Source organism: Exiguobacterium sp. (assembly GCF_020832205.1).
Lineage (GTDB): Bacteria > Bacillota > Bacilli > Exiguobacteriales > Exiguobacteriaceae > Exiguobacterium.
In genome coordinates this window covers 1-13,427 of the sequence record NZ_JAFIFD010000044.1, presented here as the reverse complement: position 1 = coordinate 13,427, position 13,427 = coordinate 1, and the positions used below count along the sequence as shown (strand labels likewise).

Annotated in this window: 15 protein-coding genes; 11 read left to right on the top strand and 4 right to left on the bottom strand. The window is 54.7% G+C overall.

The features are described from left to right. Window positions 1-168: 168 nt before the first annotated feature. Window positions 169-1,296 carry a YfbR-like 5'-deoxynucleotidase gene (locus JJU47_RS11935; RefSeq protein WP_228619723.1) on the bottom strand — a complete coding sequence of 376 codons (1,128 nt, stop codon included), beginning with the start codon at window positions 1,294-1,296 and terminating at the stop codon, window positions 169-171. Next, window positions 1,296-2,330, bottom strand: coding sequence for an ion channel (locus JJU47_RS11930; RefSeq protein ID WP_228619720.1), 1,035 nt, complete (start codon window positions 2,328-2,330; stop codon window positions 1,296-1,298). Before JJU47_RS11930 ends, JJU47_RS11935 begins: the two co-directional genes overlap by 1 nt. 108 nt (window positions 2,331-2,438) lie before the next feature. Here JJU47_RS11930 and JJU47_RS11925 point away from each other — a divergent pair, with 108 nt between their 5' ends. From JJU47_RS11925 to JJU47_RS11905, 5 genes are read left to right on the top strand one after another with little or no spacing between them, the layout of a single operon-like run. Then, a complete protein-coding gene (locus JJU47_RS11925; RefSeq protein WP_228619718.1) occupies window positions 2,439-2,897 on the top strand; it encodes a hypothetical protein in 459 nt (152 codons plus the stop codon). Beyond that, a complete protein-coding gene (locus JJU47_RS11920) occupies window positions 2,894-3,259 on the top strand; it encodes a hypothetical protein (RefSeq protein WP_228619716.1) in 366 nt (121 codons plus the stop codon). Before JJU47_RS11925 ends, JJU47_RS11920 begins: the two co-directional genes overlap by 4 nt. Next, on the top strand, window positions 3,256-4,473 hold the full coding sequence (locus tag JJU47_RS11915; RefSeq protein ID WP_228619714.1) for a glutathionylspermidine synthase family protein: 1,218 nt from the start codon (window positions 3,256-3,258) through the stop codon (window positions 4,471-4,473). Before JJU47_RS11920 ends, JJU47_RS11915 begins: the two co-directional genes overlap by 4 nt. Window positions 4,474-4,476: 3 nt before the next feature. Continuing rightward, window positions 4,477-4,890, top strand: a complete 414-nt coding sequence (locus JJU47_RS11910) for a DUF350 domain-containing protein (protein WP_228619712.1) — start codon at window positions 4,477-4,479, stop codon at window positions 4,888-4,890. Between the two features lie 56 nt (window positions 4,891-4,946). Next, window positions 4,947-5,486 (top strand): hypothetical protein, encoded by a 540-nt coding sequence (locus JJU47_RS11905; RefSeq protein ID WP_228619710.1) that lies wholly within the window; start codon window positions 4,947-4,949, stop codon window positions 5,484-5,486. A gap of 60 nt (window positions 5,487-5,546) precedes the next feature. Here the strand turns inward: JJU47_RS11905 and JJU47_RS11900 are convergent, their stop codons facing one another. Continuing rightward, the gene (locus JJU47_RS11900) at window positions 5,547-6,647 is read right to left on the bottom strand and encodes a globin domain-containing protein (protein ID WP_228619708.1); all 1,101 of its coding nucleotides are present in this window, start codon (window positions 6,645-6,647) and stop codon (window positions 5,547-5,549) included. Window positions 6,648-6,835: 188 nt separating this feature from the next. Here JJU47_RS11900 and JJU47_RS11895 point away from each other — a divergent pair, with 188 nt between their 5' ends. Beyond that, window positions 6,836-7,276, top strand: coding sequence for an RrF2 family transcriptional regulator (locus JJU47_RS11895; protein WP_228619705.1), 441 nt, complete (start codon window positions 6,836-6,838; stop codon window positions 7,274-7,276). A 21-nt stretch (window positions 7,277-7,297) separates the two neighbouring features. On the opposite strand, the gene JJU47_RS11890 is transcribed toward JJU47_RS11895, so the two are convergent. Continuing rightward, window positions 7,298-8,230 carry a ring-cleaving dioxygenase gene (locus tag JJU47_RS11890; protein ID WP_228619703.1) on the bottom strand — a complete coding sequence of 311 codons (933 nt, stop codon included), beginning with the start codon at window positions 8,228-8,230 and terminating at the stop codon, window positions 7,298-7,300. A gap of 118 nt (window positions 8,231-8,348) precedes the next feature. On the opposite strand from JJU47_RS11890, the gene JJU47_RS11885 reads away from it, so the two are divergent. The 5 genes from JJU47_RS11885 (at window position 8,349) to JJU47_RS11865 (ending at window position 13,346) form a co-directional block, all read left to right on the top strand. Beyond that, a complete protein-coding gene (locus tag JJU47_RS11885; RefSeq protein ID WP_228619700.1) occupies window positions 8,349-8,558 on the top strand; it encodes a helix-turn-helix transcriptional regulator in 210 nt (69 codons plus the stop codon). Further along, window positions 8,555-9,028, top strand: coding sequence for a hypothetical protein (locus tag JJU47_RS11880; RefSeq protein WP_228619696.1), 474 nt, complete (start codon window positions 8,555-8,557; stop codon window positions 9,026-9,028). Before JJU47_RS11885 ends, JJU47_RS11880 begins: the two co-directional genes overlap by 4 nt. Before the next feature lie 132 nt (window positions 9,029-9,160). Beyond that, window positions 9,161-10,489 carry an MATE family efflux transporter gene (locus tag JJU47_RS11875; RefSeq protein ID WP_228619694.1) on the top strand — a complete coding sequence of 443 codons (1,329 nt, stop codon included), beginning with the start codon at window positions 9,161-9,163 and terminating at the stop codon, window positions 10,487-10,489. Beyond that, window positions 10,473-12,758, top strand: a complete 2,286-nt coding sequence (gshAB, locus tag JJU47_RS11870; RefSeq protein ID WP_228619691.1) for a bifunctional glutamate--cysteine ligase GshA/glutathione synthetase GshB — start codon at window positions 10,473-10,475, stop codon at window positions 12,756-12,758. Before JJU47_RS11875 ends, gshAB begins: the two co-directional genes overlap by 17 nt. A gap of 87 nt (window positions 12,759-12,845) precedes the next feature. Continuing rightward, complete coding sequence (locus JJU47_RS11865) at window positions 12,846-13,346, top strand: SRPBCC family protein (RefSeq protein ID WP_228619687.1); 501 nt, start codon at window positions 12,846-12,848, stop codon at window positions 13,344-13,346. Window positions 13,347-13,427 lie beyond the last annotated feature (81 nt).

The window sequence follows — 13,427 nt, the reverse complement described above, 5'->3', positions numbered from 1 at the left end:
CAATCTCAAGAAGATGGCGGGCTGGGCATGGAAGAACACCCAGCCCGCCTGAACAGGGGCTCGGGCAGAGCGCCTCAAGGCCCTAAAACGACAAAGTCACGTTTCAGTTCGCCTGAAACGTGACTTTGTCTACAATCTGAGTCACGGACTAATTTGTCCGTGACGTTGTCAACTCGTTACATAATCAAGATCGTGCAAAATGTATGCCAAGAAGAAAATCATGCTCGGGTTCTCGTAACGTAGCTGTACTTTACGAAGCTGTTCCCGATAAATGACCTCGTATTCGGCCCCGTTCATTTTCCGCTCCATGTTCATCTTGATGAGGGCGTCGAGCTTGTCCATCATGTCGACGAGTTTCCCTTCGTACGTGTCGTCCTTCGAATCGGCCATATAGCGCCGGAAGGCCGGTTGCATGTAATCTGGGAGAAGCGACAGCAACGCCTCGCTCTCAGCCCGTTCGTATGCCTCAAACGCCTGTCCCGTCTCAGCGGTCGAGTGTTTCACCGGACCGAGCACGTCCCCGGTCACCCCTTCGACGAGATCGTGGCAAAGCAATCGGGCGACGAGTTCGGCGACGTCGACATCGACGTTGTACTTTTTCTGCTCCAAAAGCCCGCTGAACATGCCGAGTGCCGCTGCCCGGAAGCCGTGAATGGCGTCGTTGTCGTCGATTGTGTTGAAGCGGCCTTTCCAACGCCGGACGCTGTCCATCCGCATCACGTTCTCGATGAACGTCGCCACGTCCGTCTCTTGCTCGACTTGTTCATACAGCCAACGGACCGACTCGAGCGGGTGATCGCACAGCGCTGCCTTCATCTCTTCGAGTTTCGCGACGAAGTGTGGCGAACCGTGGGCGACTTCGCGCCGAACGAACAGCATCGCATCGAACGAGTCGATCCCGTCGACGATTCTGCCTTCGAACGAATCGTCCTCGGCCTCAACGAGGAAGCGGTAAAAGTCGGGACGGAGCGACTGTGACAGTAAGTCGACGAGACCGAGGCTCGCCGTCCGCTCCATCCGCTCGATATGTTCTTTCAGCGTCGGCTCTTTTTTCGTCCGGTGCATGATCGGGCCCGTCTGCACCTCGTTCATGTCGTGAAAGAGCGCCTTCCCTAGGACGTCGAGCAAATTGACGGGACGTCCTTTTTGTTCCTCATAATAAGCCGCGATCAAACTGAAGACGGCGACGCGGAAGCTGTGGCTTGCCGCATTGTCGTGATAGTGCGGCGCGTATTCGTCCCAGCGCTGCACGTTTTGCATGCGCGTCATCTTGCGGATAAACGTTCCGTTATACATTACATTCCTCCTCGTTCATTCAATCGGTCCCACGTGTCGTCGTGACAGACGACGTAGAGCGTGTCGCTCGCCTCAAGCGGCGTGTCGAGCACGGTCGCATAGTCGAGCCGATCGTTGACGGCCATGAGCGTGACCCCTTGACCGAGCAGTGCTTCCGCTGCCGTGCGAATCGTCGTCCATTCCGGTTTTGGGGCCAACGCTTGGATGTTCCCGCCCGACTGCTTGCTCAAGAGCTGCCGGAAGATCGACGTCGTCCCCGGCTGAAGGGTCGCTTTCGCCATGAGGAGCGACACCGAGTCGTTCGCCAAGATGAAGTCGTCGATGCGGACGTGCTTGAACTTCGAGATATTCCGTTCTTCACACACTTCGACGACCGTATGCAAGTCGACACCTTTCTCCTGCCCCAACGCCTCGACGGCCGACGCGATGAGGAGCGATTTCCCATCCGCGAGCAGCGACTCGGCGATGCGTGCGTCAGCGAAAATGGCGACGCGGCGCGATGCCAGTATGTTCGCCTGCATGAGCACCGCCTCATCCGACGGGTCCCCTTGGACGTAATGGACGCGGTCGTGGTCGTACGGTTCTTCTTTCAACTGGTCGATCAAGACGATATCCGCTTTCGGCTCGTAGCCGAGCACCTCGTCGATCGCTTTCTTCGTCTTCGGGGACCACCCGATATAGACGTAATGACCTTCTCCTCGATACATCAATTTCCCCTCCCGTTTTAACCGTTGAAACGTCGCACCGACTTCAACGAGTTTTCCAATCAATGCCCCGATAATCCCGATCCCGAATAAGAACAAGAAAATCCCGAGCCAACGACCTGCGACCGATGACGGGAAAAAGTCACCGTACCCGACTGTCGTCAATGTCGTCATCGTCCACCAAAACGAGTCAAAGAGCGAAGGAAACGTTTCCGGCTCCACCCAGTGTCCGACCATCGTCCCTGTCAAAATGATGACGAGTGAGGCGAGCACGATGTTTAAAAAGGACAGCTTTGACAACCCGCGCCAAACGCGAAAAAAGATATGCACTGAAATTCCCCGCTTTCTCCGATATACTAGAAACAACTCAACCCATTTACGAAACCCATATGCAGTTGGTTCCGTATACGTATAAAAAGAAATGGAAAGGACTGAATTATGAATTCCATCGTCTTAGAATATCGACTTTATAAAAATGAGCTGTCGTTCGAGCCGCTCTACCATTATACATCGCTTGGCCTCGATGAAGTACTCGCCCGACGGGAATGTGAATTTTTCGTCAAAGACGGCATGACGTACAAACAACGCTCGTCCGCACTTGAAGGCGAACAGTACTTTTTGATTTACGTCGACCGCTACACCGAAGGCCCGATCGACAAACGTGAGACGGACGACATCAAAGTCGAGATCCGCACGCTCGACGACCGGTTCGACAACCCGTTGCTCGAAGCGTACTATGTCGACCGCCATCTCGATGCGCTCGCCATGCTCGGCAGCCAATACGTTTATGTAGGCGGCAACGAGTATGAGCGCGACTCGGCTGAAACGGACGAGGACCGCGGTGTTTATGTGATTTACGTCACCCCGACTGGCTATACATTGGAGGAAACGACATGAAGACAAGCAAGAAAATTTTAAGCGGTCTCTCGGCCGCCGTGTTGACCGCGTCACTCGCCGCTTGCGGGATGGACGAGACCGAACAAGCGACACTCCCGGAAGAACCGACCGGGTATGAGTGTGACGATTGGGAATGGGATACAGAAACAGAGTCCTATTATTGTGACGACCGCCGTTCTCCGCACTTCGGGAGCTTCTTCTTGCTCGGCAGTCTGTTCAACTCGAAGAGCTCGTTGAAGAACTCTTCGACGTATCAAAACTATCGTTCGAACGGTGGGGCGAGCAGCATCACCCCGAACCGCTCGAATCCCGGTTCTAACTCGGGACTCGGCAGCGGCTCAAAAGGTGGCTTCGGCGGATGAACCGTGACGCGCTGTTCGGCCAAATCCCTTATTTTTGGCCGGACTTGAACGATGAAGAGTACGCCCTTTACGACTGTCTCGTCTACTCTGCTGAAGAAGTCGAACGGATCCGTGAGGCGACACGTGCCGTCGATGCCGTTTTTCGCAAAGCGAACCGACTCTTGCGGACTCTTCCCGATGAGACGCTTCGTCTCCTCGGTTACCCTGAGGCGAGCCTGCCGTTTGTACGTGACAAGGCGATCGCACAAGAGACGATCATCGGTCGCTACGACTGGATCGTGAAAGACGGGATGCTCAAGTTGATGGAGTTCAACGCCGACACGCCGACGTTCATTAAAGAACTGTTCGACGTGAACCGTTTCGTGACGGCAGAATTCGGACTATGCGACCCGAACGAGGGCGCGACTGAACTTTTACAGACCGAGCTCCGGAAAGCGATCGTCTCTGCATGGCAACGTCTCGAGAAAGACGGGACACCGAAAATCGTCTTCACGGCCCATGACGACAACATCGAAGACAAATGGACGACGCGTTTCCTTCAAGAGACGCTCGACTTGCCGTCCGAGTTTGTCGCCCTCCATGAACTTCTCGTTGAACATGACGGGGTGTATACGCCTTCGGGCGAGCGGGTCGACGTGTTATATCGTCAGACGTACCCGATCGAGCATCTCGTCGATGATTTGGCGCCGGATGGGACGCGCATCGGCGTTCGCCTGCTCGAACTGAACGAAGCGAAACACATCTCACTTCTGAACCCGCTATCGGCGTTCCTCATGCAGTCCAAGGGCGTGCAAGCGTTCATTTGGGAACTGTACGAGAGCGACATGTTCTTCGATGCGACAGAACGTGACATCATCCGGACGTATTTTTTGCCGACCTACCTCGAGCCCGACCCGTTTTTAGGTCAGAGCGCTTACGTGCAAAAGCCCGCTTTCGGACGTGAAGGCGATTCGGTCATTTTATATGATTTGGACGGCACGCCCTTCCATAAAGAACCGCTCCAAACATACGCAAACGAAACGGCCGTGTATCAACAGTTCAATGAATTGCCGACCAGGATGACGAACACGGTGAACGGGATCCTTGAGACGCATTATATGATCGGCTGTTTTTGCTTGAACGGCCGCCCGTCCGCACTTGGCGCCCGGGCCGGCAGCATGATCACGAACAACCAGTCCTACTACTTAGCCATCGGCACACACAAAGGAGAATAACATATGACGTTCATCACGCTCGATTCGATTTTGAGCTTTTTGGCCCACCTCGGTACAGGGTTTGGCCTCATCTTGATCGGTCTCGTCGTCTTCGCGTTGACGACGAAGTATTCAGAACGAAAACTGATCAAAGCCGGCAATGTCGCCGTCGCCTTGAAACTATGGGGTAAGGCGCTCGGTCTCGCCATCGTCATTTACACGGTATGGGCGAACAGTGTCAACTTGCTCGACGCCTTCATTTGGGGTATCGTCGGCATTCTCGCCCAAGTGCTCGCGTTTTGGACGTTCGAGTACGTCCTCACGCCTGGCGTGAACTTGGAGAAAGAAGTCGAGAACGGCAACCTCGCCGTCGGCCTCAGCCTTTTCTCGGCCTCACTCGTCGTCGGCATCATCGTCGCCGCGAGCCTGACGTATTAACAAACAGCCCATGCACTCAATCGAGGCATGGGCTGTTTTTGTAGAGGAGGAGCAAAATGTCAAAACGAGGACTCGTACTATTGCTGACGGGCATGCTCATCGTCATCGCGATTTCGGTCACGGCCGGCGTCTCGTATTATCAGGATGAGCAACGAAAACAACCTTTGGCACAGGCGCAACAAAAACTGCATGAGCATATGACCGCCCAAGGCTGGTACCCATACATACAAGGCAGCACCGTCGTCTTATTTACGAATGAAGACGAGACGATTCTCGGTCTCGGGATCATGAATTCAGATGGAGGCTTCAACACGTCGACACGGGACACGATTGAAGAAAAACCGTTCGATTCGATTCACTTTGGCAATACGACTGATGAATACCTCGGGATTCGCTTCAACGAAAAACCGGAAGATGTGGTTTACGTGCGACTGAGCGGTTCGGATTGGAGCGAGACATACACCGTGAACGACCCTCGAGGCGAAGGGTACGTCATGTCTTACTTGATCACGCTCGATGAATCACAACGGGGTAGATTCGAGACAGTTGAGACGCTTGACGGCGACAGAAATGTGATGCACGAGGAAAAATTATAAAACCGCAAACCGATGACCGGTCTGCGGTGTTGAGACGACTGTTTTGGCGGTCGTCTTTTCTTATGCTTTGGCGAGTGTGGCCGATGGGCCGAAGAACTCGTAACGTGCGTGCGGGATCGTTTGGACGACCGCCTCCATCATCGCGGTCGGGCCGCACGTGTAGACGTCATGTCCATCGACATCGAGTGACTCGAGTTGTGTCGCGCTCATGCAACCCGATACGTCGTCGACATGCGTGATGAGCTGGAGTCCCTCGTTCACGAGTTCGTCGAGCTCTTCACCGAGCGGACGAAGGTTCGTGCTGCGGACCGCATGCAATAGCGTGACCGAGCGGCCTTCACCGAGCGCTGTCTTCGCCATGTTGAAGAGCGGCGTGATGCCGATGCCGCCGGCGACGAGCGTGAGCGGGCGGTCCGATGCTTCGAGGACGAATTCACCGGCTGGCGCACTGACTGGAATCTCGGTGCCGACTGTCTGTGCGTGGAGCCAGTTCGAGACGAGACCTTCTGCTTTCGGTGCGATCCAGTAGCCGTCTTCAGTCGTCTCGACGACGCTGTATTGACGGTGATGCAAGATGTCTTCCCCAGCGATACGGGCTTGGACCGAGATGTATTGACCCGGGATGGCCGTCCCGACGACACCGTCGTTCGCGACAAGGCGGAATCGCTTCACTTCCGGTGTGTCTTCGATGACTTCGGCGACCGTGAACGGTTTGAAGCCGATCCACGGCGCATCGTCGTACATCTGTTTCTCGAGCGAGATGAAGACGTCGGCGATGACACCGTACGCTTTCGCCCATGCGTCGATGATATCCGGCGTTGCCGCCTCACCGAGCACGTCTTGAATCGCGCCGAGCAAGTTCTCACCGACAATCGGATAATGTTCCGGGCGGATGTTCAAGCTCTTATGTTTATGAAGCGCCGGTTGGATGGCCGGAAGGATCGCTTCGAGACGATCGATATGGACAGCTGCCGCATAGACAGCGTTGGCGAGCGCCTCTGGCTGACGGCCGCGCTTTTGGTTCGTATGGTTGAAGAAGTGGCGGACTTCCGGATTATTTTCAAACATGCGCTTATAGAAGTGACTCGTGATGGCGACCCCGTGCTCTTTCAAGACTGGCGCCGTCGCTTTGACGATATCCATCGTTTGTTGATCTAACATCGTGTTTCCCCCTTTTTGAAAGTACACGTCCATTATGTGAGGTAAGTCACTTCAAAAGCAATATATTAAATACTTGTTTAGACACAAGTTCAAATTTCTGCCTTGAATCCGCCACGCTTTTTTCACATCTTCCATCATCGCGCTTTCGCGGGATGTCTTGTACAATGGACGGATGAAGAGGTGATTTCATGCGGCTCACGCAAACGTGCGACTACGCACTCCGAACGCTCATGTATAGCGCCACGTTCTCCCATCGTCTCGTGACGATCCAAGAAGTGGCGGACCAATATCAGATTTCGAAGAACCACGTCATGAAAGTCGTCTATGAGCTCGGCAAGCACGGTTATCTTGAGTCTGTGCGCGGCCGCGGCGGCGGTTTCCGGCTCGCTCGACCGATGGAAGACATTAACGTCGGCGACGTCGTCCGGACGATGGAACCGTTCGAGCTCGTCGAATGTTTCGGCGAAGGACGCTGTGTCATCGCACCCGCCTGCGATCTCAGAAGCGTACTGAACGAGGCGATGCTCGCTTTCTTGCACGTACTCGACCGCTATACGATTGCCGACCTCGTCGCCAATCGCACGAACGAACTGGCCCTGCTTTTGGGCGCAAAAAACCCGACGGACTGAACGAGTCTGTCGGGTTTTTGATTATAACGGCTTTAAGTTCGCCTCGATTTCGGTCCGGCGCGGTTCAAGAAACGGTGGTAACGCTAACCGTTCCCCGAGCGTCTCGACCGGCTCATCGGTCGCAAAGCCAGGTCCGTCCGTCGCAAGCTCGACCAAGATCCCGCTCGGCTCACGGAAGTAAATCGATTTGAAATAATAGCGGTCGATCAGTCCCGAATGACTGATGCCGAATGAATCGAGCCGTTCGACCCACCGCCCCATCTCCAAATCATCTTCGACGCGAATGGCGACGTGGTGGACACTGCCCCGACCCGGCCGTTCCGATGGGACGTCGGAACGGTCGACGAGGTGAATCTCGGTCGCCACACCGCCGTCACCCGTCTCAAAAATACGAACCGTTTGACCGTCCCGTACATACTCGGTCGCGAAACGATAACCGAGTACATCTGTCAACACCCGTTCCGTCTTCTCAATCCGTCGCACCGTCCATTCACTAAATCCGAGCCCGAAGACGGCGACGTCCGCCGGCACCGGGCCGTTTTTCCATGGTGTCCCTGACCCGCCCTCGACGAGACAGAGGCGCTGGCCTTCTTCGTCCTCGAAGTAAAGCGTCGGTCGGCCAAGCACCTCTTCTAACGGATCATGAAGCACACCGAAATGAGCAAACCGCTCCAGCCAGTACGGCAATGCCCCTGCCGGCACCCGGAGCGCCGTCCTCGAGATGCTGCTGCTTCCTCGATACGTCTGCCCGAGAAACGGCAGTTCGAAGAATGTTAAATCGGTCCCCGGTGTCCCCGTCTCGTCCGCATAGAACAAGTGATACATGGACGGATCGTCTTGGTTGACCGTCTTTTTGACGAGTCGCATCCCGAGTACTTCCGTGTAGAATCGCAAGTTTTTCTTGGCGTCCCCCGTCATCGCCGACACGTGGTGCTGTCCTAAAATCGCCTTCATTCGCTTCTCCCCTTTCACGTTTGATTCTATTGTACCACCACGAAATAAGTAAAGTTCACTTTACATTAAGTAAAGTTTGTTTTACACTGTTGTTAGAAACAGGAAATGAGGTGGCGCCATGCCGTTGACTAATCGCGTCAAAGAATTGCGGGCCCGGCATCAATTGACGCAAGGCGACCTTGCGGCCAAAGTCGGCGTGACGAGACAGACGATCATCTCGCTCGAAAAAGGGAGTTATACGCCTTCTCTCATGCTCGCGATGCACATCGCCCGCGTGTTCGAGGAACCGGTCGAATCCATTTTTACGATTGAGGAGGAAACAATTTGAAACACGTCATCGTTCAATCAATCTCTAGCATCATCTTATATATACTGATGGCGTTCGCTATCGTGTCATTCGCTTCAGGAGTCACACAATCGATGATTGCCTTTGAAGCGGGCGTGTTCGAGCTAGAGTTCAACTTTTTACCGTTCTTGTTATTGATCATCTTCTTAATCGTTTGGACAGTATACTCGTTCCGGACACGCCCGAACCAAAAGATGAGTTTCGGCCAATGGTCGGTCCGCATGACCGAATTCAGCGAAGTTGACGAACGCGAGGCGCTGATCACGGCGAAAGCGACGAAAGCGGCCTACGTCTCGTTCAGCATCTCGGTGCCGCTCTTCATGCTCACATTTTTCTTTTATCCGCTCTTCGAGGAAGCCTGGCCGACGTATCCGGTATTCGTGCTCGCCTCAACGCTCGTCATCTCGACGCTCGTGTACATGACGACGTGGATTCGCGCGTATACCCGTTAAGGAATTCACAACGAATTCCTTTTTTTGTGTCGATTTTTCGTCGAGTCGGACGTCACGATTGCCAATCTCGTCTCGTCGTGCTTATATATAACTAAATTGTTATATACTAATTCGTTGAAGGGGTCTTGTTTTGTGAAAACCGTCGATTTGACGACCGGAAGCGTGCAACGCGTCATCTTAGCGCTCGCCCTCCCGCTCGTCGGCAGTTCGCTCTTACAGTTTACGTACAGTCTCGTCGATATGTTTTGGGTCGGTGCGCTCGGAAGCGACGCCGTCGCCAGTATCGGTGCGGCCAGTTTTTATATTATGCTCGCCCAGGCGATTCAGTCCTTGATCGTCGTCGGTACCGGCATCAAAGTGTCGCAAGCCGTCGGCAAGCGCGACGATGCGTTGATTCAACGTTATGTCCGGAGCGGACGGAGGCTGAACGTTAGCCTCGGGCTTTTGTCCGCTCTCCTTCTCGTCTCGCTCGGGCCGACGCTGATCGGCTTCTTGAACATGAACGCACCAACCGTCGAGCGCCTCGCTTACCTTTATTTGATCGTCAGCGCTCCGATGCTCTTGTTCTCGTTCTTCAACTTGTTGTTTGCCCGTCTGTTCAGCGCTTATGGCAACACGACGACAGCGATGCGCATCAACGCGACCGGTGTCATCTTGAACATGATCTTATCGCCGCTCTTCATTTATCCGCTCGGTCTTGGCGTACTCGGGGCCGGCCTCGCGACGCTCGTCGCCAACGCCGTCATGTTCGGCTTCTTCTGGCATCGGGCCCGGGTGCTCTTTCACTGGGAAGAGACGGTCACTCCGGTCCGGTCCGACTATACCGAGATTGTCCGTCTCGGTTTCCCGATGGCGACGCAACGTGTCCTGTTCACCGTCATCAGCATTTTCCTCGCCCGCATGATCGGTTCATACGGGACCGAAGCGATTGCCGCCCAGCGCATCGGCCTTCAAATCGAGTCGATCGCCTACATGATGATCGGCGGATTGAACGGTGCCATCGCGAGCTATACCGGTCAAAATATCGGGGCCCGGAAAATCGACCGGGTGCACGAAGGATATCGCGTGACGACTCGTCTCGGTATGCTGTATACCGGACTGATCACGCTCGTCTTCCTCGCCTTCCCGGACATGCTCATCCGCGCTTTCGTCGACGATCCGATGACGATCGAGATGGGAGCCAGCTATTTACGTATTATCGGTGTATCACTCATCTTCGCCTCGCTCGAGATGATCGGAAACGGCTACTTCTCCGGTCTCGGGCTGCCGAAAATCCCGGCGACGATTTCCATCGTCTTCACCGTCGCCCGGATCCCGCTCGCCATCGCACTCGAACCGGTTCTCGGCATCGACGCCATCTGGTGGAGCATCGCCATCTCGAGCATCATCAAAGGGCTTGTCTCCGCATTATATGTCCGATTAACGAAAAAGGAAGTGACTTCCCTTGCAGAAGCGATTTAACCAGTTATCGAAACAGTTGCTCACGAGCGGACGGTTCGCCATCGAACGGGAGATGCTCCGCGTGAAGGCCGACGGGACGCTCGCACTCACGAAGCATCCGGCGCGACTCGGTGACAAAGCGACACATCCGTATATTACGACCGATTTTTCCGAAAGTCAGATTGAGTTGATCACGCCGACGTTTGCAACCGTCGACGCGGCTCATCATTTTTTAGAGACGCTCTATGACATCACGGCACTGAATATCGGAGACGAGCGACTCTGGCCGCAGTCGATGCCATGCGCCTTGCCGGACGGTGAAGTCATCCCGCTCGCCGACTTCGGCAGTTCGGGTCTCGAGGCCGGACGATACCGGGAACATTTGCTTCAAAAATATGGTGCGAAAAAACAGCTCATCTCCGGCATCCATTTCAACTTCTCGTTTTCAGACGACTTGATCGCGGCGCTATATGAAGGGTCACCCGAGCGATATGACCGCTTCAAAAACGAACTCTATTTGAAGCTCGTCCGCAACTATTTACGGATGCGCTGGCTCGTCGTCTACTTGCTCGGCGGAACACCTGCCGTCCATACGAGCTACGAAGAACGCTGCGTCAGCCAGATGCAGGCGTTAAACGAGGACGTCTATTCGAACACGACGGCCCTCTCGTACCGGAATAGCGATTGCGGTTATACGAACGTCGAACCGCTCTATCCGAACTACACGACGCTCGCCGATTACACGAGCAGTGTCCGTCGCTTCATCACGAAAGGGGATATCGCCAATCCGAACGAGTTATACTCGCCGATCCGCTTGAAGACGTCTCGGGGCGGGAATGACCTCGAGCAGCTCGAGAAGGGCATCGATTATATCGAGATCCGCAACATCGACTTGAACCCGTTCGAGAAGACGGGCATCGCTCTCGACGATTTGAAGTTCCTGCACATCTTCATGCTCTATTTGGCGTTAAAAGATGAGACGGACTTCGCGGACTGGCAAGCCGAGGCGTTCCACAACCAACAACGTGTCGCCAAGGAAGGGCTGTCTCCGACGCTCATGTTGACGCGGGACGGCGAGTCGGTCGCCTTACAGACGTACGGGAACGACTTGTTAGATGACATCGAAGCGTTTAACACCCGCTTCGCCCTCGGTTTCGATGCGATTTTCGCCACCGTCCGCGAGCGAGTCAATCATGTGGACGCGACGTATTCCGCCCGGTTGACGAAAGTCATGACGGACGAAGGCTACACGGCCTGGTCGCTCCGACAAGCCGATGCGTATTATGCAGACGCCTATGCCAACCGGTTCCGGATGCACGGCTATACCGATATGGAACTGTCGACGCAAATTTTGATGAAGGCAGCCTTGAAGCGAGGGTACGCTGTCGATGTCGTCGACCGGGACGACCAGTTTATCCGGATTCGCCACGGCCATCAGACCGAATACGTCAAACAGGCGACGAAGACATCAAAAGACAACTACGTGTCGGTGCTCATGATGGAAAATAAGACGGTGACGAAACATGTGCTCGCCGAACACGGCATTCATGTCCCGGACGGTGTCGAGTTGCGTGACGACGACGACTTGCGCGCCGTATGGCCCACTTTCGCAGGGCACGCCATCGTCTTGAAACCAAAGTCGACGAATTTCGGGATCGGGATTCACATCTTCAAAGACGGGACGACGTTCGACGAAACGCTCGAGGCGTTCCATCATGCTAAAACGTTTGACGACGTCGTCTTGCTCGAGACGTTCTTGCCGGGCAAAGAGTACCGTTTCCTCGTCATCGGTGATGAAGTCGCAGGCATTCTCCACCGTGTCCCGGCGAACGTGACCGGGGACGGCATCTCGACGATTCGCGAGCTCGTTGCTAAGAAAAACGAAGACCCGCTCCGCGGGAAAGGGTATAAGACACCGCTCGAGAAAATCGAGATTGATGACATCGTCGTCGCCTTTCTTCGCCCTCAAGGCAAGACACCGGACAGTGTGCTCGCGGACGGTGAACGCATCTTCTTGCGTGAGAACTCGAACATCAGCACCGGCGGCGACAGTATCGACTATACAGACCACGTCTCCGATTTTTATAAACAGATCGCGGTCGACTCGGCGAAAGCGATGGGCGCCACGATTTGCGGCGTCGACATGATGATCCCGTCGCTTGAAGCGGACGCCCGAGACTACGGCATCATCGAGCTGAACTTCAATCCGGCCATCCACATCCACTCCTTCCCATATGAAGGGAAAGAACGTCCGATTGGGGAGACGGTGCTCGATTTGTTATTTGACTGAACAGGTTGGAGGAACGCCCCATTCGGGAATAAAGACTACATCGTGTCAAGTCGATGCTTCTTCTTTTCCTAGAGAGGGGTTGTTCACATGGGAACGGTCAAATCGCACGTTGAAGGCAACACGCTCGTCGTCGAACGAAGCTTCAACGCACCGCGTGAGCTCGTATTCGAGGCGTTCTCCACACCCGCCCACTTAGAGGCGTGGTGGGGGCCTGCAGGGTGGAAAACAGAAATCCGGACGTTTGAGTTTGAACCGGGCGGGACGTGGCACTACGGAATGACGTGTGTCGACCTGGAGCAAGGCGACGCTTTTGGGATGGAATCGTGGGGAAAGGCGACGTACCTTGAAATCGTCCACCATTCCCGCATCGTGTATGTAGATGCTTTTGCAGACGAGGCGGGCAACGTCAATCCCGACTTTCCGGTCATGACGATCACGAACGAATTTTTAGACATTCCGGGTGGGACGTTGCTCGTCAGCCGCTCTGAGTTCACGGATGCCGAAGCGCTCAAACAAGTCGTCGAGATGGGTGCTGTCGAAGGCTTCTCCTCCCAACTCGATCGTCTCGACGCCATCGTCTCACGATAAAAACAAGCACCGCAGTCCAAATGGACTGCGGTGCTTGTGTGTCTTCAAAACAAAAAATAACTGACAATCAAGATGAGTGTG

Coding starts and splice junctions, on each gene's coding strand:
- JJU47_RS11895 (WP_228619705.1), top strand. CDS start 6,836: ATGCGGCTCACGCAAACGTGCGACTACGCACTCCGAACGCTCATGTAT.
- JJU47_RS11885 (WP_228619700.1), top strand. CDS start 8,349: ATGCCGTTGACTAATCGCGTCAAAGAATTGCGGGCCCGGCATCAATTG.
- JJU47_RS11865 (WP_228619687.1), top strand. CDS start 12,846: ATGGGAACGGTCAAATCGCACGTTGAAGGCAACACGCTCGTCGTCGAA.
- JJU47_RS11925 (WP_228619718.1), top strand. CDS start 2,439: ATGAATTCCATCGTCTTAGAATATCGACTTTATAAAAATGAGCTGTCG.
- JJU47_RS11935 (WP_228619723.1), bottom strand. CDS start 1,296: ATGTATAACGGAACGTTTATCCGCAAGATGACGCGCATGCAAAACGTG.
- JJU47_RS11890 (WP_228619703.1), bottom strand. CDS start 8,230: ATGAAGGCGATTTTAGGACAGCACCACGTGTCGGCGATGACGGGGGAC.
- JJU47_RS11905 (WP_228619710.1), top strand. CDS start 4,947: ATGTCAAAACGAGGACTCGTACTATTGCTGACGGGCATGCTCATCGTC.
- JJU47_RS11915 (WP_228619714.1), top strand. CDS start 3,256: ATGAACCGTGACGCGCTGTTCGGCCAAATCCCTTATTTTTGGCCGGAC.
- JJU47_RS11910 (WP_228619712.1), top strand. CDS start 4,477: ATGACGTTCATCACGCTCGATTCGATTTTGAGCTTTTTGGCCCACCTC.
- JJU47_RS11920 (WP_228619716.1), top strand. CDS start 2,894: ATGAAGACAAGCAAGAAAATTTTAAGCGGTCTCTCGGCCGCCGTGTTG.
- JJU47_RS11900 (WP_228619708.1), bottom strand. CDS start 6,647: ATGTTAGATCAACAAACGATGGATATCGTCAAAGCGACGGCGCCAGTC.